23 protein-coding genes are annotated in these 24,442 nt (G+C 60.9%); 15 read left to right on the top strand and 8 right to left on the bottom strand.

What is annotated here, in order from left to right; all coding sequences use genetic code 11:
• Positions 1-9 precede the first annotated feature (9 nt).
• Positions 10-684: a RadC family protein gene (radC, locus tag ACQKEK_RS14715; protein ID WP_499143588.1), complete on the bottom strand. Its 675-nt coding sequence runs from the start codon at positions 682-684 to the stop codon at positions 10-12.
• Between the two features lie 121 nt (positions 685-805).
• On the opposite strand from radC, the gene coaBC reads away from it, so the two are divergent.
• From coaBC to argB, 4 genes are all read left to right on the top strand, one after another.
• Entirely contained in the window at positions 806-2,014 is a 1,209-nt protein-coding gene (coaBC, locus tag ACQKEK_RS14710; protein WP_046162970.1) for a bifunctional phosphopantothenoylcysteine decarboxylase/phosphopantothenate--cysteine ligase CoaBC, read from the top strand.
• 2 nt (positions 2,015-2,016) lie between these two features.
• Positions 2,017-2,472: a dUTP diphosphatase gene (gene dut, locus ACQKEK_RS14705; protein WP_128120220.1), complete on the top strand. Its 456-nt coding sequence runs from the start codon at positions 2,017-2,019 to the stop codon at positions 2,470-2,472.
• Positions 2,473-3,705: 1,233 nt separating this feature from the next.
• A complete protein-coding gene (algC, locus tag ACQKEK_RS14700) occupies positions 3,706-5,097 on the top strand; it encodes a phosphomannomutase/phosphoglucomutase (RefSeq protein ID WP_196766751.1) in 1,392 nt (463 codons plus the stop codon).
• A gap of 15 nt (positions 5,098-5,112) precedes the next feature.
• Positions 5,113-6,027, top strand: a complete 915-nt coding sequence (gene argB, locus ACQKEK_RS14695; protein ID WP_128120219.1) for an acetylglutamate kinase — start codon at positions 5,113-5,115, stop codon at positions 6,025-6,027.
• Positions 6,028-6,091: 64 nt separating this feature from the next.
• Here the strand turns inward: argB and ACQKEK_RS14690 are convergent, their stop codons facing one another.
• The gene (locus ACQKEK_RS14690; protein ID WP_499143587.1) at positions 6,092-6,676 is read right to left on the bottom strand and encodes a DUF4124 domain-containing protein; all 585 of its coding nucleotides are present in this window, start codon (positions 6,674-6,676) and stop codon (positions 6,092-6,094) included.
• A 398-nt stretch (positions 6,677-7,074) separates the two neighbouring features.
• Complete coding sequence (pyrE, locus tag ACQKEK_RS14685) at positions 7,075-7,716, bottom strand: orotate phosphoribosyltransferase (protein WP_499143586.1); 642 nt, start codon at positions 7,714-7,716, stop codon at positions 7,075-7,077.
• Positions 7,717-7,800: 84 nt separating this feature from the next.
• Between pyrE and crc the strand changes: the two genes are divergently transcribed.
• On the top strand, positions 7,801-8,580 hold the full coding sequence (gene crc, locus ACQKEK_RS14680) for a catabolite repression control protein Crc (protein WP_045431125.1): 780 nt from the start codon (positions 7,801-7,803) through the stop codon (positions 8,578-8,580).
• A 60-nt stretch (positions 8,581-8,640) separates the two neighbouring features.
• Here crc and ACQKEK_RS14675 read toward each other — a convergent pair whose 3' ends face one another.
• Positions 8,641-9,009 carry a DUF4870 domain-containing protein gene (locus tag ACQKEK_RS14675; RefSeq protein WP_499143585.1) on the bottom strand — a complete coding sequence of 123 codons (369 nt, stop codon included), beginning with the start codon at positions 9,007-9,009 and terminating at the stop codon, positions 8,641-8,643.
• A gap of 16 nt (positions 9,010-9,025) precedes the next feature.
• Entirely contained in the window at positions 9,026-9,748 is a 723-nt protein-coding gene (gene rph / locus ACQKEK_RS14670; protein WP_499143584.1) for a ribonuclease PH, read from the bottom strand.
• Between the two features lie 215 nt (positions 9,749-9,963).
• Between rph and ACQKEK_RS14665 the strand changes: the two genes are divergently transcribed.
• The 6 genes from ACQKEK_RS14665 to ACQKEK_RS14640 all read left to right on the top strand — a co-directional run bounded on the left by ACQKEK_RS14665 (position 9,964) and on the right by ACQKEK_RS14640 (position 16,756).
• Complete coding sequence (locus ACQKEK_RS14665) at positions 9,964-10,827, top strand: YicC/YloC family endoribonuclease (protein ID WP_499143583.1); 864 nt, start codon at positions 9,964-9,966, stop codon at positions 10,825-10,827.
• 71 nt (positions 10,828-10,898) lie between these two features.
• Positions 10,899-11,519, top strand: a complete 621-nt coding sequence (gene gmk / locus ACQKEK_RS14660) for a guanylate kinase (protein WP_045431134.1) — start codon at positions 10,899-10,901, stop codon at positions 11,517-11,519.
• Positions 11,520-11,715: 196 nt separating this feature from the next.
• Positions 11,716-11,979, top strand: a complete 264-nt coding sequence (gene rpoZ / locus ACQKEK_RS14655; protein ID WP_045431137.1) for a DNA-directed RNA polymerase subunit omega — start codon at positions 11,716-11,718, stop codon at positions 11,977-11,979.
• Between the two features lie 60 nt (positions 11,980-12,039).
• The gene (gene spoT / locus ACQKEK_RS14650) at positions 12,040-14,148 is read left to right on the top strand and encodes a bifunctional GTP diphosphokinase/guanosine-3',5'-bis pyrophosphate 3'-pyrophosphohydrolase (protein WP_128120215.1); all 2,109 of its coding nucleotides are present in this window, start codon (positions 12,040-12,042) and stop codon (positions 14,146-14,148) included.
• Between the two features lie 84 nt (positions 14,149-14,232).
• Positions 14,233-14,613, top strand: a complete 381-nt coding sequence (locus ACQKEK_RS14645; RefSeq protein WP_045431142.1) for a RidA family protein — start codon at positions 14,233-14,235, stop codon at positions 14,611-14,613.
• Between the two features lie 40 nt (positions 14,614-14,653).
• Positions 14,654-16,756: a CHASE2 domain-containing protein gene (locus ACQKEK_RS14640; RefSeq protein WP_499143582.1), complete on the top strand. Its 2,103-nt coding sequence runs from the start codon at positions 14,654-14,656 to the stop codon at positions 16,754-16,756.
• A gap of 6 nt (positions 16,757-16,762) precedes the next feature.
• Here ACQKEK_RS14640 and ACQKEK_RS14635 read toward each other — a convergent pair whose 3' ends face one another.
• Both ACQKEK_RS14635 and ACQKEK_RS14630 read right to left on the bottom strand, forming a co-directional pair.
• Positions 16,763-17,353, bottom strand: coding sequence for an OmpA family protein (locus ACQKEK_RS14635; RefSeq protein ID WP_499143581.1), 591 nt, complete (start codon positions 17,351-17,353; stop codon positions 16,763-16,765).
• 5 nt (positions 17,354-17,358) lie between these two features.
• A complete protein-coding gene (locus ACQKEK_RS14630) occupies positions 17,359-17,832 on the bottom strand; it encodes a FecR family protein (RefSeq protein WP_499143580.1) in 474 nt (157 codons plus the stop codon).
• Between the two features lie 116 nt (positions 17,833-17,948).
• On the opposite strand from ACQKEK_RS14630, the gene ACQKEK_RS14625 reads away from it, so the two are divergent.
• The gene (locus ACQKEK_RS14625) at positions 17,949-20,042 is read left to right on the top strand and encodes an HD domain-containing phosphohydrolase (RefSeq protein WP_499143579.1); all 2,094 of its coding nucleotides are present in this window, start codon (positions 17,949-17,951) and stop codon (positions 20,040-20,042) included.
• A gap of 17 nt (positions 20,043-20,059) precedes the next feature.
• Here the strand turns inward: ACQKEK_RS14625 and ACQKEK_RS14620 are convergent, their stop codons facing one another.
• The gene (locus ACQKEK_RS14620) at positions 20,060-20,257 is read right to left on the bottom strand and encodes a hypothetical protein (protein WP_128120209.1); all 198 of its coding nucleotides are present in this window, start codon (positions 20,255-20,257) and stop codon (positions 20,060-20,062) included.
• A 215-nt stretch (positions 20,258-20,472) separates the two neighbouring features.
• On the opposite strand from ACQKEK_RS14620, the gene ACQKEK_RS14615 reads away from it, so the two are divergent.
• The 3 genes from ACQKEK_RS14615 to ACQKEK_RS14605 are packed head-to-tail and all read left to right on the top strand — an operon-like array spanning position 20,473 to position 24,387.
• The gene (locus ACQKEK_RS14615) at positions 20,473-20,925 is read left to right on the top strand and encodes a (2Fe-2S)-binding protein (protein WP_499143578.1); all 453 of its coding nucleotides are present in this window, start codon (positions 20,473-20,475) and stop codon (positions 20,923-20,925) included.
• Between the two features lie 11 nt (positions 20,926-20,936).
• Positions 20,937-23,135: a xanthine dehydrogenase family protein molybdopterin-binding subunit gene (locus tag ACQKEK_RS14610; protein ID WP_499143577.1), complete on the top strand. Its 2,199-nt coding sequence runs from the start codon at positions 20,937-20,939 to the stop codon at positions 23,133-23,135.
• Between the two features lie 10 nt (positions 23,136-23,145).
• Positions 23,146-24,387: a c-type cytochrome gene (locus tag ACQKEK_RS14605; protein WP_499167643.1), complete on the top strand. Its 1,242-nt coding sequence runs from the start codon at positions 23,146-23,148 to the stop codon at positions 24,385-24,387.
• The last annotated feature ends 55 nt before the right edge of the window (positions 24,388-24,442 follow it).

Below are 24,442 nucleotides of genomic sequence, written 5' to 3'. Positions count from 1 at the left end.
ATCCTCGGCTCACATCCAGCCGTATTCGGCCATCGACAATGGTTCGCCATCCCCAACAATGAAATGATCGAGCACCCGTACATCGATCAGTGCCAGGGCATCGCTGAGCTTGCGGGTCAGCTGACGGTCAGCCTGACTCGGCTCGGCGACACCGGATGGATGATTGTGGGTCAGGATGACGGCAGCGGCATTCTGCGCCAGCGCGCGCTTGACCACTTGGCGGGGGTAGACGCTGGCTCCGTCGATGGTGCCGTGGAACAGCACCTCGAAGGCCAACACCCGGTGTTTGGAATCAAGGAAGAGACAGGCAAAGAGCTCGTGCGGCTCGTGCCGCAGACACGCCTTGAGATAGTCACGCACTGCCTGCGGGCTTTCCAGCGCTGAGTCACGGCGGATGCGCTCAGCCAGATGCCGTCTTGCCATTTCCAACACGGCTTGCAGTTGAGCGAACTTGGCCGGCCCTAGCCCCAAGTGTGCGCTGAATTGTTCGCGGTCGCTTTCCAGCAGCGCACGCAGACTGCCGAATTCATTGAGCAGGTAGCGCGCCAGATCCACCGCGCTTTTCCCGGCCACGCCGGTGCGCAAAAAAATCGCCAACAGCTCCGCATCGGACAGCGCCGATGCGCCCTGCTCCAATAGCTTTTCCCGCGGCCGTTCCGCCGCCGGCCAGTCACGAATGCTCATGCCACCTCCATGTCGAGCGTGCCCCTCGTCCTCTGAGGGCGCTGTGCTATCTTAGCGGCCTTTTATCCATGGCAACCGGTCCTCATCGGAACCAGTTCTCACCCCGTAACAAGGCAGGCCTATGCAGCGGCTTTATCGTAAACGCATCGTCCTGGGCGTCGGCGGCGGCATCGCCGCTTACAAGAGCGCGGAGCTGGTGCGCCGGCTACGCGACCAGGGCGCCGAAGTGCGCGTCGTGATGACCAGCGGCGGCCGTGAATTCATCACGCCGCTAACCCTCCAGGCCCTGTCCGGCCATCCGGTTCACCTCGATCTGCTGGACCCTGCGGCAGAAGCCGCGATGGGCCATATCGAGCTGGCACGGTGGGCCGACTTGGTACTGGTCGCGCCAGCTACGGCCGATCTGATGGCACGCCTGGCCCAGGGCGTCGCCAACGACCTGTTGACCACGCTCGTCCTGGCGACCAACGCACCGGTTGCACTGGCTCCAGCCATGAATCAGGCCATGTGGGCAGATCCCGCCACCCAAGCCAACCGCGCGCTACTGGAGCAGCGAGGGATCCGCCTGTTCGGCCCGGCTTCCGGTAGCCAGGCCTGTGGCGATGTGGGGCTTGGCCGTATGCTCGAAGCGGATGACCTGGCTCAGGCCGCTGCTGACTGTTTCGAACGCAGCCTGTTAACCGGAAAGCACCTGTTGATCACCGCGGGGCCGACCCAGGAAAACATCGATCCGGTGCGGTACATCACCAATCACAGTTCCGGGAAGATGGGATTTGCCCTTGCCGAAGCCGCCGCCGAGGCCGGTGCGCGCGTGACCCTGGTCGCCGGGCCGGTGTTCCTGCCTACGCCCGACCGCGTTCAGCGCATCGATGTGGTCAGCGCCCGGGACATGCTCGCTGCGTGTGAAGCGGCGATGCCTTGCGACCTGTTCATTGCCGCTGCAGCGGTTGCCGACTACCGCCCTGAAGTCGTTGCGCCGCATAAATTGAAGAAAGACCCCGCCAAGGGCGACGGCCTGCTGCTGCAGATGGTTCGCAACCCCGACATCCTCGCCACGCTAGCCGGACGGCCGGATCGGCCGTTCAGCGTCGGCTTCGCCGCCGAAACCGAAAACCTGCTGGAGTACGCCACGCGCAAGCTGCGGGACAAGAATCTCGACCTGATCGTGGCCAATGACGTCGCCAACCCGAGCATTGGCTTCAACAGCGAAGAAAACGCCGTCACGGTGATCGACCGCCAGCAGTACGAAACCCGTTTCAGCCAGGCCAGCAAAGGGCACATTGCTCGTCAGCTGATTGCCTTCATCGCCGACCGTTACCATCAGGCCTGACCATGCACAAACTTCAAGCAAAAATTCTCGACCCCCGTCTTGGCACGGATTTCCCGCTGCCCGCGTACGCCACCAGCGGCTCCGCCGGGCTCGACCTGCGCGCCATGCTGCAAGCCGATACGACGCTGGAACCGGGGCAGACACTGTTGATACCTACCGGCCTGTCCATCCATATCGCCGACCCGAACCTGGCGGCGCTAGTCCTGCCGCGCTCTGGCTTGGGGCACAAGCACGGCATCGTGCTGGGCAACTTGGTCGGGCTGATCGACTCGGATTATCAGGGCGAGTTGATGGTGTCCTGCTGGAACCGCGGCCAGACCAGCTTCAACATCGCCATAGGGGAGCGCATCGCCCAGCTAATGCTTGTCCCGGTGATCCAAGCGCAGTTCGAACTGGTGAACGAGTTCGACAGCAGTGAGCGTGGCGCCGGCGGCTTCGGCCACTCTGGCAGTCACTGAGATATTTCTCGCCTTTTTCAGGACGAACCGAGGAGCTCCATGAAACTCTTCAAGCGCACCGCCAAGGACGACGGCGTTCTCAACCCCGCCGATACCGCCCCCTCCCGCCCGCGCCGTAGCGTCGGCCTGAAGACGCTCACACCCGGACTGATCCCTGGGCTGCTGGGGCTCGTGGTCGCTGGCGCGTTGCTCTGGACCGCCCAGCAGAGCAGTCAACAGCAGCAAGCCGGCGAACTCGCCCACGCGTGGGGTCAGAGCCAAGCTTCGGCGATCAATCAGGCGCTCCGCCAACTGGCCGAAGACACGCGCGCTGCCGCCAGCGATCCGCAACTGCTCGAAGCACTGCGTAGCGAGCAGCCGCAACAGATACGTGCCGTCGAACGTGAGCTCGGCTACCGGGACGGCGTCATCGATGCGCATCTCAGTCTGCGCGGCCAGGCGCGAACGGATGCCAGCCGGCCCGGACCGCTGAATTTTTCCGCACTGGATATGCTGCAGCGCGCCGAGAACGGGCAAACGCCTGCAACCGAAGCGTTCAAGGTCGGCAACCGCTGGTTGCTCTACAGCGCGGCGCCGTTGCGCATGGCTCCCGAGCAGCCGATTCAGGGCACCCTCCTGTTGGTAACCAGCCTGGAGCGCTTCCTGGCCACCCTGCCGCAGTTGCCGACCGAAGCCGGGCAATTGCGGCTGGTGCAACAATTCAACGGAGCTCCGACACAGCTGTTGGTTCAGCGTGGCGGGGCCGGCCTGGATCAGGCGTCAATAGAGCTGCCAAGCAACAACCCGAACTGGAAGATCAGTTTCTTGCCTGCATCGGAGCTTGGCACTGCGGGCCACTCGCCATTACCGATACTGGGGGCGGCCCTGGCGGCCCTCTGCGGACTGCTGCTCGGCCTGCAGGCAGTGCTTAGCGCACAGCAAAGAAGGCTCCGTGAAGATGTCTTGCATCTGGGCCAGATGGTTCAGGAACTCTCCAACGGCAAGACCATCAAAACACCGACCTTGAGCCTGCCGGCGCTCGACGCACTGGCCAAGAGTCTGGTCCGACTGCCGCTCCGCACCGCCGGGATGTCATCGACCAAAGCCCCGACTGCAGAGCAGCCCGCGGTTCGGCAAGCCCCATCTACCGAATATGTCGACCCTCTTTTCCAGGACACCGACATTCTCGACATCGACATTCTCGACGAGGACCAGGATTGGCTTGGCCTCGATACCAAGGAGCGAGAAAACGCAATGAGCGCCCCTAAAGCCCCGCAACTGCCCGCGAGCATCTTTCGCGCCTATGACATCCGCGGCGTTGTCGGCGACAGCCTGACCACCGAAACCGCTTATTGGATAGGCCGAGCAGTAGGCTCCGAAAGCCTGGCCCAAGGTGAGCCGAACGTGTCGGTCGGCCGCGATGGCCGACTGTCCGGACCTGAATTGGTCCAGCATCTGATCCAAGGATTGGTGGACAGCGGTTGCAGCGTCAGCGACGTCGGCATGGTGCCGACCCCGGTGCTCTACTACGCCGCCAACGTCCTGGCAGGCAAATCCGGCGTGATGCTCACCGGTAGCCACAACCCGCCGGACTACAATGGCTTCAAAATCGTGATCGCGGGCGACACCCTCGCCAACGAGCAGATCCAAGCGCTACGCCAGCGCATCGAAACCGGCAATCTCAGCGAAGGCGTTGGCCAAGCGGAGCAGGTCGACGTGCTGGAAAGTTACTTCAAGCGCATCCGTGACGACATCGCCGTGGCCAAGCCGATGAAGGTGGTGGTGGACTGCGGCAACGGCGTCGCTGGCGTGATCGCGCCGCAACTGATCGAAGCACTGGGCTGCAAGGTCATACCATTGTTCTGCGACGTTGATGGCAACTTTCCCAACCATCACCCCGACCCGGGCAAGCTGGAAAATCTCGAGGACCTGATCGCCAAGGTCAAATCCGAAAATGCCGACCTGGGCTTGGCCTTCGACGGCGACGGCGACCGCGTCGGTGTGGTGACCAATGCGGGAACTGTGGTCTATCCAGACCGTCTGCTCATGCTGTTCGCGAAGGACGTAGTCTCGCGCAACCCAGGCGCCGACATCATCTTCGACGTCAAATGTACCCGACGCCTGACACCGTTGATCAGTGGCTACGGTGGCCGTCCGGTGATGTGGAAGACGGGTCATTCGCTGATCAAGAAAAAAATGAAAGAGACCGGTGCGCTGCTCGCAGGCGAGATGAGTGGCCACATCTTTTTCAAGGAGCGCTGGTACGGCTTCGATGACGGCATCTACAGCGCCGTGCGCCTGCTGGAGATCCTCAGCCAGGACAAGCGCAACGTGGAACAGGTCTTCTCGGCTTTCCCTAACGACATCTCGACGCCCGAAATCAATATTCAGGTCACCGAGGAGAGCAAGTTCACTATCATCGAGTCGCTGCATCGCGACGCCCATTGGGGCGACGCCAACATCACCACCCTCGATGGTGTGCGGGTCGATTACCCGAAAGGCTGGGGCCTGGTACGCGCCTCGAATACCACACCGGTGCTGGTGCTGCGTTTCGAAGCCGAAACCGAGGAAGAGCTCAAGCGCATACAGGAAGTCTTCCGCGCGCAGCTTTATACTGTCGCGCCTGACCTCACCCTGCCGTTCTGACTTGCGGAGCCTTGCATGACCCTCAGCCGTGAAGCCGCCACACAATTCGCCCAGGTTCTGTCCGAGGCACTGCCCTATATCCGCCGGTTCGTCGGTAAGACGCTGGTCATCAAATACGGCGGTAATGCGATGGAAAGCGAGGAGCTGAAAACCGGCTTCGCTCGCGACATCGTGCTGATGAAGGCAGTGGGTATCAATCCGGTGGTGGTCCACGGTGGCGGCCCGCAGATTGGCGACCTGCTCAAGCGCCTGAACATCGAAAGCCACTTCATCGATGGCATGCGGGTCACCGACAGCCAGACAATGGACGTGGTGGAAATGGTCCTTGGCGGCCAGGTCAACAAAAGCATCGTGAGCCTGATCAACCAGCACGGCGGCGCGGCCATTGGCCTGACCGGCAAAGATGCCAATCTGATCCGGGCGAAAAAGCTCAAAGCCACACGCCAAACGCCAGAGATGACATCTCCCGAAATCATCGACATCGGCCAGGTTGGCGAGGTCACCGGCGTCAATACCGAGCTGCTGGAAATGCTGGTGCGCGGCAACTTCATCCCGGTCATTGCGCCAATCGGCGTAGGCCCGGACGGCGAATCCTACAACATCAACGCTGATCTGGTCGCAGGCAAGGTCGCCGAGGCGCTGAAGTCAGAAAAGCTGATGCTGCTGACCAACATCGCCGGCCTCATGGACAAGCAGGGCCAGGTACTGACCGGGCTGACCACCTCACAGGTCGACGAACTGATCGCCGATGGCACCATCTATGGCGGCATGCTGCCGAAGATTCGCTGCGCCCTCGAAGCCGTCCAGGGCGGCGTGCACAGCGCGCATATCATTGACGGCCGTGTACCGAATGCCGTGTTGCTGGAAATCTTTACCGACATCGGCGTCGGCACGCTGATCACCAATCGCAAAACGTCCGTTTCTCACTGATACGGTCATGAAAAAGCCCGGCCTCTATAATGAGAGCCGGGCTTTTTTTCGCCTTGTTCAAGCGCTATTCGGACTGACCAAGCAACTCGGCCACTCGCTCACGCTCTCGGCCATAGCTGACTTCGGCCTGTTTGCGGGTCTGCCTGTAACGCTCGACGTCCCGTTTCAGGCTGGCCTGCTCTTTGGCCAGATTGTCGATCTGTACCAGCAGCTGCTCAGGCACCGTCCGTCCGGCGCGCTCATGGTTTGCCGCCTGGCTCTGAAGATTCGCCTGCTGTGTCCGCAACGATTGCAGGTTGCCGCGAGTGATACCGATAATGCTGTCGAGCTCTGATAGCCTGCGCGCCTTGGCGCGCTCGACATCAGCAACACTGGCATACAGCCGCAGCAGTTGAGCATCGGTCTCAGCTCGGGCCTTGGCTTCCAGCAGAAGTTGGCGCTCTTGCGCAGTTGGCGCAGGCGGCACTACGTGCGTCACACGGCCTTGGTCGTTGAGGACTTCATAACCGCGTCCAATGAACTGCGGTGGCACACCGTGCCGGTCGAGGACCACTACACCCTTGTCATCGACATACCGATACAGCTCAGCTTGCGCTACCGTCGCGCCCAGTAAACCCAACAGCAACAGCGCGCTGCTCCCTATTCGCATACTTCAGCCTCTTCCGTATTCGGTGCTTGCGGCACTGCCCGTCGAAATGCCTGATTGTTCTTGCCCGAAGGGTCTCAGCTTATACAAACCCCATCACAGTTGTGCAGCAATAAGTACACCAACTGCGAGAATGAACCGCTTGATCATGACTGATTCAAGCGACACGCCGCGACTCGCAAGGGTTTAGATTGGCAGCGCCCGAGCGAAACAACCCGGATAGCGGAGTTCAGAAGAACCGGACGGCTGCCGGTAGCAGCATGCCACCGACGCACCTCCTGACGCTGAACCGTCACAATTCGTCAGTTGCTGACAAAACGCACAACAGCTGACGCAGCCATGGTCAGCGGTGAATTATCGCGAGACCTGCACCGGCCGATGAGTCGCCAGACGAGCCGGTCTTAGATGCCGTATTGATCCCGGTAGGCCTCGACAGCGGGCAAGTGGCACTTGAGCTGCTCATCCTGGCCAAGGAACTCCAATACCTGAGCCAGTGAAACGATGCTCACCACGGGCATGCCGTAGTCCTGTTCCACTTCTTGAATGGCGGACAGCTGACCCTGACCCCGCTCCTGCCTATTCAGCGCAATCAGCACACCGGCAGCTTGCGCGCCCTGTGCCCGGATGATCTGCATGACTTCGCGGATCGCGGTTCCGGCAGTGATCACGTCATCGACAATCAGCACGCGACCTCTGAGCGGCGCACCGACCAACGTACCGCCTTCGCCATGGTCCTTCGCTTCCTTGCGGTTGAAGCACCAGGGCAGGTCACGCTGATGGTGTTCGGCCAGAGAGATCGCCGTCGCAGCAGCGAGAGGAATGCCCTTGTAGGCGGGGCCGAAAATCACGTCGAAATCGATACCACTATCGGCGACTGCGGCCGCGTAGAAGCGCCCCAACTGAGCCAGCGCCGATCCGCTGTTGAACAACCCGGCATTGAAAAAGTAGGGGCTGGTGCGCCCAGACTTCAGAGTGAACTCACCGAAGCGCAAAACCCCGCGCTCGATGGCGAAGCGAATGAACTCGCGCTGGTACGCCTGCATGAAGGATATTCCCGGAAGACACTGACTTAGCTAATTGCGAAGAGCTTGGGTTATCATACACGCACGTGTTTTTAGGGGCCATTTATGCGGATCATCAGCGTCAACGTGAATGGCATTCAAGCGGCGGCGCAGCGGGGTTTGCTCAGCTGGCTGCAAGCGCAGAATGCCGATGTCATCTGCCTGCAGGATACCCGCGCCTCCGTAGTAGAACTCGACGATCCGGCCTACCAGCTCGACGGCTATTTCCTCTATACCGTTGATGCCGAACTTCCCGAACAAGGCGGTGTTGCCTTGTACTCCAGGCTGCAGCCAAAGGCTGTCATCATGGGTCTTGGGTTCGAAACCGCCGACCGCTACGGCCGTTATTTGCAAGCGGATTTCGACAAGGTCAGCATTGCCACGCTGCTGCTGCCAACCGGGCGCGGCGGGGACGAAGACCTGAACCAGAAATTCAAGTTCATGGACGATTTCGCTCATTATCTTGATAAGCAGCGCCGCAAGCGTCGCGAATACATCTACTGCGGCTCGCTATATGTCGCTCACCAAAAACTGGACGTCAAAAACTGGCGCGATTGCCAGCAGACGACCGGCTTTCTGGCCCCGGAGCGCGCCTGGCTCGATGAGATCTTCGGCAACATGGGCTACATCGATGCCCTACGCGAAGTTACTCGTGAGGGCGATCTGTACAGCTGGTGGCCCGACACCGAACAGGCCCAGATGCTGAACCTGGGCTGGCGATTCGACTATCAGATCCTCACGTCCGGCATGCGTCGCTTTGTCCGCAACGCGCGCCTGCCGCGCCAGCCACGTTTCTCTCAACATGCGCCGCTGGTCGTGGATTACGACTGGACACTTAGCCTCTGAGCTATCCGCTAGAACAGCCCTAAGCGGGCATGTTCTTGCCGTGCCGACCTGAGCTAGATGCTACTTAACAATGCGCCAGCAAAACGGATAGCGATAGGGTTTTCCCTCGTTGGCACGGATGCCCGCGATCACCACCAGCACCAATGCCACCACGCTGATAAGCGCCATTAAGGGAAATCCGATCAGAACCCAGGCAAGCACCCCGCAAATCATCAGCAGGATGCTAAAGGTGAGCTGGAAGTTCAGCGCTTCCTTGCCCTGCTCGTCGACGAAGGGATCCATGTCCTTTTTCAACTGCCAGACGATCAACGGGCCCAGTACATTCCCGATCATTGGCACCAGAAACCAGAAGAACGCCGAGTAATGACAGAACATGGCCCACTGCCGCGCTTGCGGAGAGGGCTGCGGAACCAATTCCTGATCAGACATGACGCTCTCCTCCGGATTAATCAGCCAGCGCGGCAACCTGCAGAGCGAATAGCTCCTGCATACCGGCCTGCGCTAACGCAAGCATGGCATTCAACTCATCTGGTTGGAACGGCGCACCTTCTGCGGTGCCTTGCACCTCAATGAAGCCGCCAGCGCTGGTCATCACTACATTCAGGTCAGTCTCGGCCGCCGAGTCTTCAAGATAATCAAGATCGAGGACCGATTCGCCCTGGTAAATACCTACCGACACAGCCGCGACCATTTGCTTGAGTGGATCGCCGCTCTTCAACCCGCCGCGTTTCTTCAGCAATTTCAGCGCATCGACCAGCGCCACCATCGCCCCGGTGATCGACGCAGTGCGAGTACCGCCATCGGCCTGGATCACATCACAATCGATGTAAATGGTGTTTTCGCCCAACTTGCTCATGTCCAGCGAGGCACGCAACGAACGACCTATCAACCGCTGGATTTCCAGCGTACGTCCACCCTGCTTGCCCCGGCTGGCTTCGCGCTGGTTACGATCGCCGGTCGCTCGCGGCAGCATGCCGTACTCGGCGGTCAACCAGCCCTGCCCTTGCCCTTTGAGGAAGCGCGGCACGCCATTTTCGATACTGGCGGTGCAGATCACCTTGGTATCGCCGAACTCCACCAAAACTGAGCCCTCGGCGTGCTTGGTGTAATTGCGAGTAATGCGGATCGATCGCAGCTGATCGGCGGCGCGGCCACTGGGACGCTTCATGAGGCTTATCCTGGTCTGAGTGAATTGACGGCCATTATAGAGGCCTGACCTACGCTAAGGGCCACCGTCGAGCCACTCGGATCAGTAGTCAGCCATGCCAATCGAGCACCTGATTCGCCAAACGACGCCACTACAGAAGACGACGCACCGGCGTCACTGGCGGCATTTTCCTTTACAATCCTCCGCCTTTCGTCATCGCACCGAGAGGTTTCCCCATGATTCACAGCATGACCGCTTTCGCCCGCGCCGAGCAGGCCGGCGAGCACGGCACCCTCATCTGGGAGATCCGCTCGGTCAACCATCGCTACCTTGAACCGCACCTGCGCTTACCCGAGGCTTTCCGCGATCTCGAAGGCGCGGTCAGGGAGGCGCTGCGCAAGGGGCTGTCGCGCGGCAAGGTCGAGTGCACCCTGCGCTTCGCTGAAGAGGCTGCTGGACGATCGATGCAAGTCGACCCGGAGCGGGCTCGCCAGCTGATCAGCGCGGCTGAAAAGGTTGCGGCATTGATTAAGCAGCCAGCACCGCTCAACCCGCTGGAGATCCTCGCCTGGCCAGGCGTGCTGGTCGGCGACTCGACGGACCCACAAGCACTCAACAACGCCGCACTGCAGTTGTTTCATCAGGCCTTGGAACAGATGAAGGCTGGCCGTCTACGCGAAGGCGAAGAGCTTGCCCACCTGATCAACGAACGCCTTGATGCCATCGGTACGGAAACTGCCACGCTTCGCAGTCAGGTGCCGCAGATGCTCGCGGCACAGCGCCAGAAACTCATCGACCGCTGCGCTGAGATGCGTGTCGAACTGGACCCTCAGCGCCTCGAGCAGGAGCTGGTAATGCTGGCGCAGAAGAGCGATGTCGCCGAAGAGCTCGATCGTCTTGGAACCCACGTCACCGAGGTGCGCCGGGTGTTGAAGTCCGGCGGAGCGGCCGGGCGGCGCCTGGATTTTCTCATGCAGGAACTAAACCGCGAGGCCAACACGCTCGGCTCCAAGGCGTTCGACACGCGCAGCACCCAGGCGGCGGTCAATCTCAAGGTGCTGATCGAACAGATGCGCGAGCAGGTCCAGAACATCGAATAGCAACTAAGCTTGGCCTGACTTGACGGGCCAATCCGCCAGATCCTAAGTCAGCAATCCGCTAAGAGAATTACATGGCAGCCTCCACCGGTACGCTCTACATCGTTTCCGCGCCTTCCGGGGCCGGCAAGACCAGCCTGGTCAAGGCCCTGCTCGATGCGCAACCGCAGGTTCGGGTTTCGGTTTCACACACAACCCGGCCGATGCGTCCAGGCGAGGTGGATGGCGTGAACTACCACTTCGTCAGCCGTGAGGAGTTTCTGCAACGCCTGGAGCATGACGAATTCCTCGAGCACGCCGAGGTCTTCGGCAACCTGTACGGCACCTCGCAGCGCTGGCTTGAGCAGACCCTGAACGAAGGCTTCGATCTAATCCTCGAGATCGACTGGCAAGGCGCACAGCAGGTTCGCCGCTTGATGCCGCAGGCCAAGTCGATCTTCATTCTGCCGCCAACTCAGGAAGCCCTGCGCCAGCGCCTGACCAACCGCGGCCAGGACAGCGACGATGTGATCGAAACACGCATGCGTGAAGCGGTCAGCGAAATGACCCATTATGTCGAATACGATTATCTGGTGATCAACGACGACTTCGCCCACGCGTTGATTGACCTGCAGGCAATCTTCCGTGCTAACCAGCTTCTGCAGGCCGCTCAGCAACAACGCTTCGAAGGGTTGCTCGGGCAATTGCTGGCCTGAAACAGCTGCGAAGCCGCCCTCGATGGACGGGACGGCTGGCACCGAAACGCAGGAAAGCTTTGCTGCGTCTACTTCCGGGTTGGTAGCCTGAAGCTGCTTTCCTGTTTTACCGCTTCCCTATTGGCTGGTGATTTTTTAGACTATCCCGTCCGCTCGCCCATTCGGGCACGCTTTACCGTTATTGATGAGGAACACCATGGCCCGCGTTACCGTTGAAGACTGCCTGGACAACGTAGATAACCGCTTCGAGCTGGTCATGCTCGCTACCAAGCGTTCGCGCCAACTTGCCACCGGTGGCAAAGAGCCCAAGGTAGCCTGGGAAAATGACAAGCCGACCGTCGTGGCCCTGCGTGAAATCGCCTCCGGCCTGGTGGATTACGATGTAATCGCTCAGGACGAAATTGTCGATGACGAGCCACTGTTCGTTCAGTACGAGGAAGAGCCCAACGAGGCCCTCTGATTAAATGCCAGGTCGAAGTCGAACCGCAGCCATAGCGCCCCGCCGGCAAGGAGCAATCCCTTGCCAGCCATAGACGCTCTTGCTGATCGCCTGTCGACCTATCTCGGCGCTGACCAGGTCAATCTGGTCCGTCGTGCCTATTTCTACGCCGAGCAGGCCCATGACGGCCAGCGTCGGCGCAGCGGTGAAGCTTACGTCACCCACCCCCTCGCGGTAGCCAACATTCTCGCTGACATGCACATGGACCATCAGAGCCTGATGGCCGCCATGTTGCATGACGTCATCGAGGACACCGGTATCGCCAAGGAGGCACTCACCGCGCAATTTGGCGAAACTGTCGCTGAGTTGGTGGATGGGGTCAGCAAACTGACCCAGATGAAGTTCGAAACCAAGGCCGAAGCCCAGGCGGAAAACTTTCAGAAGATGGCCATGGCCATGGCGCGCGACATTCGCGTGATTCTGGTCAAGCTCGCTGACCGCTTGCACAACATGCGCACCCTCGAGGTCTTGGCCGGTGAAAAGCGCCGGCGCATCGCCAAGGAAACCCTGGAAATCTACGCACCCATTGCCAACCGGCTGGGCATGCACGCGATGCGCGTGGAATTCGAAGATCTGGGTTTCAAGGCCATGCACCCGATGCGCTCGGAGCGGATACGCGCTGCGGTACGTCGCGCGCGCGGCAATCGCAACGAAATCGTCGAAAAGATCGAGCAGTCGCTGATTCACTGCCTCGAACGCGACGGCCTGGAAGGCGAAGTAGTAGGCCGCGAGAAGCACCTCTATAGCATCTACAAAAAGATGCGCGGCAAGCGAAAGGCGTTCAACGAGATCATGGACGTCTATGCGTTCCGGATCGTCGTCGACAAAGTCGATACCTGCTATCGCGTACTCGGCGCGGTACACAGTCTCTACAAGCCCCTGCCCGGTCGCTTCAAGGATTACATCGCGATCCCCAAGGCCAACGGTTACCAGTCCCTGCATACCACGCTGTTCGGCATGCACGGGGTGCCCATCGAGATCCAGATCCGCACCCGCGAGATGGAAGAGATGGCTAACAACGGTATCGCGGCGCACTGGTTGTACAAGTCCAACGGGGAAGAAACCGCGAAAGGCACCCACGCCCGCGCACGGCAGTGGCTCAAAGGCGTGCTGGAACTGCAGGAACGCGCTGGCAATTCCCTTGAGTTCATCGAAAGCGTGAAGATCGATCTGTTCCCGGACGAGGTCTATGTCTTCACGCCCAAGGGCAGCATCATGGAACTGCCGAAGGGCTCCACCGCGGTGGACTTCGCCTACGCCGTGCACACCGACGTCGGCAACACTTGCATTGCCTGCCGCGTCAATAGGCGCCTGGCGCCGCTCTCGCAGGCGCTGGAAAGCGGTTGTACCGTTGAGATCGTTACCGCTCCGGGCGCGCGCCCCAACCCGGCCTGGCTGAACTTCGTGGTCACAGGAAAGGCGCGAACGCACATCCGCCATGCACTGAAACTGCAGCGTCGCTCGGAGTCGATCAACCTCGGCGAGCGCCTGCTAAACAAGGCATTGGCGGGTTTCGAAACCAGCCTGGAAGGCGTTGCCCCGGAGCGCATCCGCACGGTGCTCAATGAGTACCACATGGAAGTCATCGAGGATTTGCTCGAGGATATCGGCCTTGGCAATCGCATGGCCTATGTCATTGCCCGACGTCTGCTGGCCAGTGAAGGCGAACAAGCACCAAGCGCTGAAGGGCCACTGGCTATCCGTGGCACCGAAGGTCTGGTGCTCAACTACGCCAAGTGTTGCACGCCGATTCCTGGCGATCCTATCGTCGGCCACCTGTCCGCGGGCAAGGGTATGGTGGTGCACCTCGACACCTGTCGCAACATCGCGGACGTGCGGCACAACCCGGATAAATGTATCCAGCTGTCCTGGTCCAAGGACGTCACTGGAGAGTTCAACGTCGAGCTACGCGTTGAGTTGGAGCACCAGCGCGGCCTGATCGCTCTGTTGGCTGGCAGCGTCAATGCGGCGGACGGCAACATAGAAAAGATCGGCATGGACGAGCGCGACGGCCGCATTAGCGTCGTTCAGCTGGTGGTCAGTGTGCATGACCGCGTACATCTGGCGCGCGTGATCAAGAAGCTTCGTGCGATCAAGGGCGTCATGCGCATCACGCGCATGAAAGCCTAGGTCCACACGGCAACGCACCGGGGCTTTTGCCCGCTCGCTTCTGCCCGTATCCTCTGGGGCCGCACTCTTCTATCGGAGCACCCCATGAGCAAGACCGTGATCCACAGCGACAACGCACCCGCCGCCATTGGCACCTATTCCCAAGCGATCAAGGCTGGCAATACCGTCTACATGTCCGGTCAGATTCCGTTGGACCCGAAGACCATGGAACTGGTGGAAGGCTTCGAAGCACAGACCGTACAGGTCTTCGAAAACCTCAAGGCCGTCGCCGAAGCTGCTGGCGGTTCGCTCAAGGACATCGTCAAGCTGAACATCTTTCTCACCGACCTCGGCAACTTTGCCACCGTCAACGAGGTCATGAGCCGCTATTTCCAGCAGCCCTACCCCGCCCGTGCAGCCATTGGCATCGCCGCGCTACCCAAGGCTGCACAAGTTGAAATGGACGCCATCATGGTGCTCGAGTGATACCCAGCTAGCCAATCAGCGGTCGCAGGGAACGCTACTGATGAATCCGCCCGGGCGCGTGGCACTACGCCTCCTCCTTGCCTGCAGCGGCCTGCTGGCAGCATGTGCGCTCTACCTCACCGAGCCAATGCTGCTGCAGACGCTGCGCAACAGCCTGTTCGACCAGTACCAGCGCTGGCAGCCGCGGCCCGAACCGGCACAGACCAAGGTGCTGGTGGTTGATATCGACGAGGACAGCCTCACACGTATCGGACAGTGGCCCTGGCCTCGCGATCTGTTGGCGCAGCTGACGGATCGACTGCGTGAGGCCGGTGCCGCTGTTGTGGTGTTCGATGTGTTGTTCGCCGAACCGGACCGCAACTCTCCAACGCAACTGCTCGGCCAGCTTGCCCCCGAGCTGGCAGCGCAACTGCAGCCGTTACCTGACCACGACCAGCTGTTCGCCAACGCGCTAGAGCGCCAGCCCAGCGTCCTTGGTTTTGCAGCAACCCGCGAACCCAGTCAAAACACTCCCGTGAGCCGCTTTGCCGTGCGGTTGCGGGCCGATACAGAAACGCCGGAGTTTCCCGCCTATGCCGGGACCGCCACTGCGCTGCCGCTGCTCGACAGCGCTGCGGCCGGGAGCGGCGCGATGACCTTCCAGCCAGATGGGGACGGCGTGGTACGGCGCGTGCCGCTGATGATCAGGGTGGGCGACCACCTGCTGCCATCGCTGTCAGCCGAAGCCATACGTGTTTACCTGAAACAAGCGCTCTACCGCATCGATACCAATGCGCGCAGCGCCGTTGAGCAGCTCCATATTGGCCGTATAGGCCTTCCAACAAACCGCCACGGCGAATTCTGGGTGCATTACCGATCAGACATGAGCGCACAAAGCCTGCCCGCCTGGCAGCTGTTCGAGGAACGGCCAGACGCCAGGTTGCAAGACGCGATCGTGCTGGTCGGAAGCTCGGCGCAAGGGCTGCAGGACCTGCGCTTCAGCCCGCTTGGCGGCATGATGCCCGGGGTCGAGGTGCATGCGCAGGCAGTCGAGCAAGCGTTGTTCGGCACACCGCTGCAACGCCCATACTGGGCCAGCCCGCTCGAGGCACTGACGCTTCTGCTCGCTGCGCTGCTGCTGTGCGGCGTAACGCTTAGCACCGGTGCACTTATGGGCGCTCTGGTTTCCGGCGGATTGTTGCTCGCCCTGAATCTGATTGCCTGGTGGGCCTTTTCGCGCCACGGATTACTGTTCGATGCGATCAGCCCCAGTATTGGCCTGGCCATTACCTACCTGGGCGCCAGCGTTGCGCGCCATCGCGCCAGTGAACGGCAGCAGCGCTGGGTGCGCGCGGCTTTTTCTCGCTACATCTCACCGAATTTGGTCGAACACCTGGTCCGCAACCCTACGCAGTTGCGGCTGGGTGGCGAACGTCGGCCCTGCAGTTTTGTGTTCACCGACCTGACCGACTCTACTGCGCTAATGGAGGCACAATCACCCGAACAGCTAGTCAGTATGTTCAACCAGTACCTCGAGGGCATCATCCAGATCGCTTTTCGCCATGAAGGGACGCTCGAGCGGATCATGGGCGATGGCCTGGCAATTCTATTCTCCGCACCGCTGATTCAAAGCGACCACCAGAACCGCGCCCTCGCCTGCGCCCTGGAAATTCGCCAGTTTACACGCCAGCACGCGAACACCCAGCGAGCGGCAGGCGTCGACTTTGGGCGGACCCGCATCGGTGTGCATAGCGGCGAAGTGGTGGTGGGTAACTTTGGCGGCTCCACACTGTTTGACTACCGCGCCCTGGGAGACGCGGTCAATGTCGCCGCGCGGCTCGAAGGCCTGAACCGCTATCTGGGTACCGAGCTCTGCGTGTCGGAGACGATACGCAAAGCCAACCCGCAGAGCCCTATGCGCCCTGTCGGTAACGTACTACTCAAAGGCAAGGAGCAGCCTATCCGGCTCTACGAGCCCTGCGAAACGGAGGCGGACGATCCGTATGAGGCGGCTTATACGTTGATGTCCGATGGGGACGAAGGCGCCCTTGCGAGTTTCGAACAGTTGCACGCGCAACGGCCCGACGATGCGCTGGTGCGCTTTCAGTTAACGCGGCTGCGCAGCGGAGAGCGCGGTGAGCATATCGTGATGACTGATAAATAAGGCGTCTCAGCGCACGCTGATCTCGACTCGTCGATTGCGCGGCTCCGAAACGCCGTCAGGCGTCTTGATCAGCAGGTTGCGTTCGCCATGGGACGAGACCCTAAGATCGATCACCTCGATATGGCGCTTTCGCAACATCTCGGCCACAGCCTTGGCTCGGATTAGCCCTAGCTGCTCGTTCCAGCGCTGGCCACTGAGGGTGTCGGTGTGACCTATGACCGATACCGCCGAAGGTCCACGTTGGCGGATCGTTTCGAATGCATCCTCGATAGCCTGCTCCGACTCTTCGGTGAGTTCGGCGCTGCCAATCTTGAAATACAGCTGGAAACGTTGCGGCAACGCTGGCTGCGCGGCCAGGGCGGCCGAGAAGTCACGTGCGATGCGCAGGTTGCCAACCTCGAACGGCCCCGAGCCGAAGCCCCTTGAACCGATCACGGCGCCCTGATGTTTGCGATCAAGACGCGTCTGGCCCTGTGCATCTTCGATGACCACCGCACCCGTGGTGCCATCGGGGCTTTCCAATAACACGACGTAATTACCCGTCGCACACCCGGTCAGCAGGGCGAAACACAACAGCGCAAAGGTTTTTTGTAGCATTCGCCTCACTCGCTAACCTTCACCAGAAAATGCGTACCGCGCACGCCGATCGTACCGGTTGGGGTTTTCAGTTCGACTGCCTCGGGCTTGAGCTTGGCAATCACGCCCGAGATAAAGTTCAGCGTGCCTCGACTGATGCGGGCGCTCAGTTTCAGCTCCTCGTGGGCCGGCTCGAACTGATACTCGTCCAAGGTGAACTCGCTGTTGGGACCGAAAGACAACACCGTGTTGTCGCTCAGAGTGACCCCCATCGCCCCCTGGGCACCAGTGCGCAGCGTCGCACCAATGATCACAGCCTGGCCCACCCGCGCATCGATGGTCTGTCCACGGCTGGTCATAGTCGCCTCGCCCTGCACTTTCATGATGTAACCAATGGGCTCGCTGATTTCGGCTGCGGCTACCAATCCTGAGGCCGTCAAAAAGCCAAGGACCAGCACAGTTCGGGCAATTTTTGCTACTGGGGCGATTCTAGTCACCATGATCAATGTAACCTCCGTGGCTGGCCAATGGCCTGCGAATCGGTGCACAGCGCCTCTGGCTTCGGCCACCGATGTTTTCCTGGCATTCCCGTCAAGTAATCGCCGCAGGATGCAGTATGACCTCTAGCAAATACAAGCTCAGCTACGAGACCTGGGCCGCAGCACTGGTGACGATGTTTATTCTCGTACCCACCGTACCGGTACTTCTCCTGGCCGGATTCGAGTGGCTCGGCCTGCGCGAAATCTTGCTCGCTGAGCTGCTGTTCATGTTTGTCTGCCTACCCCTGCTCTTCGTATGCCTAACGAGCATTCGTCGCTCATTAGGCGCTCTGGCAGAAGACACCCGTCGCATCCGGGAGCTCGATTTCAGCCCACGCAACAGCCCCCGCTCGCCCATCCGCGAGCTCGACGACCTGCACCGTCAGCATGACATCATGCGACGGTCAATACGCGCACAGAACCAGGCACTGGAAACGGCCCAAGAGAAACTGGCAGGTCTGGTCGAAAACGGCATGCTGTTGTCTTCCGAGCGCGATAAGCACCGCCTGCTCCAGCACATCCTGATGCAAGGCAAGCGGATCTGTAACGCAGATGCCGCCACGCTCTACCTGATGACCGATCACGACAGCCTGCGCTTCACCCTGCGCTCGAAGGCTGACCAATTACCTGCATTCGAACTGCCGTTGCATGACCCGGAAACCGGCACGCCCAACGAGCGGCACGTGTCGACCTATGTGGCCCTGCGCCGGGAAACCGTGATCATCGATGACGTCTACCGCGAGACGCGCTTCGACCTCTCGGGAACACGGCGCTTCGATATGGAGTCCGGCTACCGCACGGTCTCGATGCTCTGCGTGCCGCTAGTAGCACACAGCGGCGAAGTGCTCGGCGTCCTGCAATTCATGAACGCGATCGACCCCGCTAGCGGCGACGTCACCAGTTTCAGCAGGCAGAACCTCCGCTTCGTCGAAGCGCTGGCATCCCAGTCGGCCGTTGCGCTGGAGAACCACAACCTGATCGACTCGCAGACCGCCTTGATCGACTCGATGATCGAAATTCTGGCCGGCGCCATCGATGCCAAGAGCGCTTATACAGGCGGGCATTGCGCCCGCGTTCCTGAACTTGCACTGATGCTGGCCGAACAAGCCAGTGCAGCTGTAGAAGGACCGCTGGCGGAGTTCAGTTTCGAAACGGAGGAGCAGTGGCGGGAGTTTCGCATCGGCGCCTGGCTGCACGATTGCGGCAAGATCACCACACCCGAGCACATCGTCGACAAGGCGACCAAGCTGGAAACGGTCTACAACCGCATCCATGAGATCCGCATGCGTTTCGAGGTACTGCTCCGCGACGCCATGATCGAGCGTCTCGAAGCCCTGGCTGCCGGTGCGCCATCGGCAGCCGTCGAGGCTCGCCATGCCGCTACAGTGGCGCGTTTGCACGAAGAATTTGCCTTTGTCGCTGAGTGCAACATTGGCGGCGAACTGATGGCACCAGAGCGGATCGAACGTTTGCAGCGCGTCTCCGAGCAACGCTGGATGCGCCACTTCGATGACCGATTGGGCTTGTCTCACGAGGAAGTGACACGCTTGGAAGGCTTCCCGGCCAGACACTTGCCGGTGTCCGAGAAACTTTTGGACGACAAGCCCGAACACCTGATGCCGCGCGTCGAGACCAAGGCACTGGATCCCAAGTACGGCTTCAAGATGAGCGTGCCCGAGCATCAGTTCAACTTTGGCGAGCTTTACAACCTCAGCGTCAGCCGCGGCACGCTAACTGCCGAGGAGCGGTTCAAGGTCAACGAACACATCGTGCAGACCATCGTCATGCTGGAGAATTTGCCGTTTCCCAAGAACCTTCAGCGAGTTCCGGAATACGCCGGAACCCATCATGAAACCTTGCTTGGCACCGGCTATCCGCGACAACTGGGGCCCGATCAGCTGTCGATACCCGCGCGAATAATGGCTATCGCCGACATCTTCGAGGCACTGACCGCGTGTGATCGCCCCTACAAGAAGGCCAAACCGCTGAGCGAGTCGATCCGCATCCTGGCGAGGCTGCGCGACCGTGGCCATATCGATGCCGACCTTTTCGCGCTGTTCCTCTCATCAGGACTGCACCTCAGCTATGGCGACCGACATCTCAGGCCCGAGCAACTCGACCAGGTAGATATCACCGAATTTCTGCAGCACCCGATTGCAACCGGGACCTGACAGCCGCCAGCGTTTTATCAACTGGCGACGCGACCATCCCATAGATCCTTGTCGTCGAGCTGGCAGGATTCCACGTAACGCGGCATGCCGCCGATCTCCTCCAGCTCCGTCATGCCTGCGAGCTGGCTGACGATGCGGTAACGCTTGCCTGCGGTCTTGTCTTGCAATGGATAGAGCGCGGCAATCTGCTGCGCCAACTCGGTCAAGGTGGACATGGTGCGGGTAATGCTCTGGGTGCGAAAAGCCAGGCTATTTACTACGAATAGGCGCTCATTGCGCGAAGCGGCCGACGCTTAGCAGGCCGCTCATCGGATCGGTGAATTTCAGGCTTGTTTGGCAACTTTCGTTCCGCCTGTTGTCTCGTTCTAGAGCGCGCATCAAACCAACCATAAGCGCGCCGCTTTAACGCCTGACGTGAGGTTCTTGTTCCATGCTGACACTCTCAATCAACGGCGCCGACCTTGAGGTCGACGTTCCCGAGGACATGCCCCTGCTCTGGGTTCTACGCGACGTGCTGGCGCTGACGGGCAGCAAATACGGTTGCGGCATCGCCCAGTGCGGCGCCTGCACCGTCCATCTCGACGGCGAGGCGGCGCGCTCGTGCGTGTTGCCGGTCGGCGAAGTGAAGGGTCGCAAGGTCGTGACCATCGAGAGCATCGGCAACACCGACCTCGGCCAGCAGGTACAACAGGCCTGGCTGGAAGACGAAGTGGTGCAGTGTGGTTACTGCCAGTGCGGACAGATCATGTCAGCCGTCGCGCTGTTGGAGAAAACCCCGCAGCCCGATGACCAGAGCATTGATCAGGGCATGGCCGGCAACCTCTGCCGCTGCTGCACGTACACCCGCATTCGGAGCGCCATCAAGCGCGTCGCCCAAGCATGAGGAGTCGCGAAATGGCGCACCCAGACACGACTCTGGAATCCCGCTCACGGCGCAATCTGCTGAAGGTCGGCAGCTTGGCCCTTGGTGGGCTGGTGATCGGCTTTTCGCTGCCCTTCCCGGGTCGCAGCTTCGCCGAACAGGTGCTCAGCGAAGGACCGGAAGACCAGCCGATGTCCAACGCCACGGCACTGGACGCTTTTATCGGCATCGATCGCGATGGAAAGGTGATCTTCACCGTGCCGAAGATCGAAATGGGCCAGGGCGCGCAGAGCGGCCTGGCGGTGATGATTGCCGAGGAGCTGGAAATTGGCCTCGATCAGATCACCCTCAAGGAGGCGCCGCCGAACGAGGCGATCTACAACGATAAACTGCTGAATTTCCAGGCGACCGGCGGCTCGACCTCTATCCGCAGTAATTGGGAGCCGTTGCGCCAGGCCGGCGCGGCCGCACGATTGCTGCTGATACAGGCGGCCGCCCAACGCTGGCAGGTCGGCGCCGATCAGTTGCGTGCCGAGAACGGCCGCGTGCTGGGCCCCAATGGTCAGAGTTTCGGCTATGGCGAGCTGGTCGATGACGCCTCCAAGCTGCCGGTGCCGGAAAATATTCCGCTCAAGCCTGCCGAGCAGTTCAAGCTGATCGGCAAACCCACCCGGCGGTTGGACACACCGGCGAAGGTCAACGGCACGGCGCGATTCACCATCGACCTCGTGGTGCCCGGCATGAAGTACGCATCAGCACGCGCCTGTCCGGTGCTTGGCGGCACCGTTCGCAGTGTCGATGACCGCGCTGCCCGGAAAGTGCCCGGCGTCATCGACGTGATTCGCCTTGGCGATGCCGTTGCAGTCATAGGCGAGCACACCTGGGCTACGTTTGCCGGTGTGCGCGCGCTGGAAATCGAATGGGACTACGGCGACAACGCCAATATCGACTCCGCGCAGATGGAGCGTGAGATCAAGGAAGCACTGGACAAACCCGGCGCCCTCGCCAACGAACAGGGCGACATTGACAAGGCACTGAAGGACGCTGCGAAAACCTTCGAAGCCGAGTATCAGATGCCCTTTCTGGCCCACGCAGCGCTTGAGCCCATGACCTGTGTGGCCCAGGTTCGCCCTGACGCCGTGGAGCTCTGGGTCGGGACGCAGGTGCCGGTACGCGCGCAGACGGCTGCTGCCGAAGCCTCGGGCCGCCCGGCAGAGCAGATCATCGTCAACAATCAGCTCATTGGCGGCGCCTTTGGACGTCGGCTGGAGGTGGATTTCATCCATCAAGCCGTGGCCATCGCAGCGAAGGTCGATTACCCGATCAAGCTGACCTGGCTGCGCGAAGAAGACACCACTCATGACATGTACCGCCCGCATTACATCGACCGCTTCGCCGCGGCGATGGATGCCGAGGGCCGTCTTCTAGGATGGCGTCACACCATTGCCGGTGCGTCGGTGCTGGCCCGCTTTGCTCCAGCCGCGGTTCCCGATAGCGGGCTGGATGGTGACGCGGTAGAGGTCGCGATTCATCCGATCTATGCGATGCGGAATCTGCGGGTGAATTATGTACCGGTGCCACCCAAAGCCCTGCGTCAATCCTGGTGGCGCGGAGTGGGACCACTGCGCAGTACCTACATGCTCGAAAGTTTCATTGACGAAGTGGCACGTAGCGTCGACCGCGACCCGGTGGAGTACCGCATGGAGTTGCTCGGCAGCCACCCGCGTGCCCAGGCCGTACTGCGCCTCGCCGCTGAGCAGGCTGGCTGGGGCGAGCCTCTCGAGGCCGGGCATGGCCGCGGCGTCGCGGTGCAGGAAGTCTTCGGCAGTTTCCTAGCAACCGTGGTCGAGCTACAGGTCACCGAAGACAAAGGCATCAAGCTCAAGCGCCTGGTGGTGGCCATCGATTGCGGTCAGGTGATGAACCCGGTGTCCGTCAAATCGCAGATCGAAGGCGGCACGCTATTCGGCCTTTCGGCTGCATTGTTCAACGAGATCACCGTCAGCAAAGGCCGTGTCGAGCAGAGCAACTTCCACGATTACCGCCAGCTACGGATCAGCGAAGCGCCGCCGGTGGAGACCTTCATCGTCGAAAGTCGCGAGGCGCCTGGCGGGGTAGGTGAGGCCGGGACGGCGATGATCGCCCCCGCGTTGGTCAACGCCCTGGCTTCAGCCAATGGCACGCGAATCCGCCGTCTGCCGCTGGCACGTGCCGGTTATTACGTGATTTGAGGAGCCCAGTATGATGACTCGACTTTCTCTCGGCAGCCTGCTGGGCGCTGCGCTTGCGCTTCACGCTGGCGCAACCCCCGCGCAACCTGCCGATAGCGCACTGCTCGAACGCGGCGAATACCTGACCCACGCGGCCGACTGCCTGGCGTGCCACGTAGCCGAAGGCGGCAAGCCTTACGCAGGCGGCCTTCCGGTGAAAATGCCGTTCGGCACGCTGTATTCCACCAACATCACACCGGACAACGAGACCGGCATCGGCACCTGGAGCGACGATGACTTCGTCGAGGCCATGCAGCAGGGCGTAGGGCCAGATGGCAAGCATTACTATCCGGCGTTCCCCTACACCTCCTACACGCTGATGCCACGTGAGGACATCCTGGCGATCAAGGCCTATCTGTTCAGCCTGGAGCCGGTGAACCAGCCGAACAAGGAGAACGACATCGGTTTCCCGTTCAACCAACGCTGGGGCATTGCTCTGTGGAACCTGCTGTTCCTTGATGACGAACGATTCGAGCCCGACCCGGAGCAGTCCGAGCAGTGGAATCGTGGCGCCTATCTCGTTCAGGGGCCAGGGCACTGCGGTGAGTGCCACACACCGCGAAATCTGATGCAGGCGAAGAACGGCTCCGAGCACTTGGCGGGCGCGACGATCCAGGGCTGGAGTGCCTGGAATATCACGTCCGACGAGCAGGCTGGGATCGGTGGCTGGCCGGATGACGCCTTGGCGCGCTACCTCGCCCAAGGCGTAGCGCCCGGCTACGGCGTCGCCGGCGGGCCAATGGCCGACGTCGTCAATTACAGCCTGCGGCACCTGACGCCCGAGGATATCCAGGCCATGGTGACCTACCTCAAATCGGTTCCGGCGCGCCCGGCCGACGTGATTCGGCCATCGGCGCAGCAACTGGCGAGCGGGCCACCGACCGACAGCACCTATCCGCTGGGGCAAAAGCTGTTTGCGGAAACCTGTGCCAGCTGCCATCAGTGGGACGGCAGCGGTCGTCAGAGTGACTATGCCTCGCTGCGCGGCCTGCGCACGTTGAACGATCCGCAAGGGCTGAATCTGGTCCAGGTGATCCTCAACGGTGATGCCTTGCACGGACCAAACGGACATCACCTGATGCCAGCCTTCAACCGCCACTTCAATGACCGTGAGGTGTCGGCTCTGGGTAACTTCATGCTCAGCCATTTCGGCTCGCAGCGTGGCGAACTGACGCCGGAGACCATCGCCGAGCGACGTAACGGCGGGCACTGACCTAAGGGCGGGCTGAGCCGCGACGCCCTTCGCATAGGCGAAGGGCGTTGATGGG

The sequence above is a fragment of the Pseudomonas sp. NPDC077408 genome (assembly GCF_050269105.1).
Classification (GTDB): Bacteria; Pseudomonadota; Gammaproteobacteria; order Pseudomonadales; family Pseudomonadaceae; genus Stutzerimonas.
The sequence above is the reverse complement of the archived record's forward strand: the minus strand, read 5'-3'. Positions and strand labels throughout refer to the sequence as shown.

Coding starts and splice junctions, on each gene's coding strand:
- ACQKEK_RS14610 (WP_499143577.1), top strand. CDS start 20,937: ATGGCGCACCCAGACACGACTCTGGAATCCCGCTCACGGCGCAATCTG.
- pyrE (WP_499143586.1), bottom strand. CDS start 7,716: ATGCAGGCGTACCAGCGCGAGTTCATTCGCTTCGCCATCGAGCGCGGG.
- rpoZ (WP_045431137.1), top strand. CDS start 11,716: ATGGCCCGCGTTACCGTTGAAGACTGCCTGGACAACGTAGATAACCGC.
- argB (WP_128120219.1), top strand. CDS start 5,113: ATGACCCTCAGCCGTGAAGCCGCCACACAATTCGCCCAGGTTCTGTCC.
- ACQKEK_RS14665 (WP_499143583.1), top strand. CDS start 9,964: ATGATTCACAGCATGACCGCTTTCGCCCGCGCCGAGCAGGCCGGCGAG.
- algC (WP_196766751.1), top strand. CDS start 3,706: ATGAGCGCCCCTAAAGCCCCGCAACTGCCCGCGAGCATCTTTCGCGCC.
- ACQKEK_RS14620 (WP_128120209.1), bottom strand. CDS start 20,257: ATGTCCACCTTGACCGAGTTGGCGCAGCAGATTGCCGCGCTCTATCCA.
- crc (WP_045431125.1), top strand. CDS start 7,801: ATGCGGATCATCAGCGTCAACGTGAATGGCATTCAAGCGGCGGCGCAG.
- ACQKEK_RS14635 (WP_499143581.1), bottom strand. CDS start 17,353: ATGCTACAAAAAACCTTTGCGCTGTTGTGTTTCGCCCTGCTGACCGGG.
- gmk (WP_045431134.1), top strand. CDS start 10,899: ATGGCAGCCTCCACCGGTACGCTCTACATCGTTTCCGCGCCTTCCGGG.
- ACQKEK_RS14675 (WP_499143585.1), bottom strand. CDS start 9,009: ATGTCTGATCAGGAATTGGTTCCGCAGCCCTCTCCGCAAGCGCGGCAG.
- coaBC (WP_046162970.1), top strand. CDS start 806: ATGCAGCGGCTTTATCGTAAACGCATCGTCCTGGGCGTCGGCGGCGGC.
- ACQKEK_RS14640 (WP_499143582.1), top strand. CDS start 14,654: ATGAATCCGCCCGGGCGCGTGGCACTACGCCTCCTCCTTGCCTGCAGC.
- ACQKEK_RS14645 (WP_045431142.1), top strand. CDS start 14,233: ATGAGCAAGACCGTGATCCACAGCGACAACGCACCCGCCGCCATTGGC.
- ACQKEK_RS14615 (WP_499143578.1), top strand. CDS start 20,473: ATGCTGACACTCTCAATCAACGGCGCCGACCTTGAGGTCGACGTTCCC.
- rph (WP_499143584.1), bottom strand. CDS start 9,748: ATGAAGCGTCCCAGTGGCCGCGCCGCCGATCAGCTGCGATCGATCCGC.
- ACQKEK_RS14630 (WP_499143580.1), bottom strand. CDS start 17,832: ATGGTGACTAGAATCGCCCCAGTAGCAAAAATTGCCCGAACTGTGCTG.
- ACQKEK_RS14690 (WP_499143587.1), bottom strand. CDS start 6,676: ATGCGAATAGGGAGCAGCGCGCTGTTGCTGTTGGGTTTACTGGGCGCG.
- dut (WP_128120220.1), top strand. CDS start 2,017: ATGCACAAACTTCAAGCAAAAATTCTCGACCCCCGTCTTGGCACGGAT.
- ACQKEK_RS14625 (WP_499143579.1), top strand. CDS start 17,949: ATGACCTCTAGCAAATACAAGCTCAGCTACGAGACCTGGGCCGCAGCA.
- radC (WP_499143588.1), bottom strand. CDS start 684: ATGAGCATTCGTGACTGGCCGGCGGCGGAACGGCCGCGGGAAAAGCTA.
- ACQKEK_RS14605 (WP_499167643.1), top strand. CDS start 23,146: ATGATGACTCGACTTTCTCTCGGCAGCCTGCTGGGCGCTGCGCTTGCG.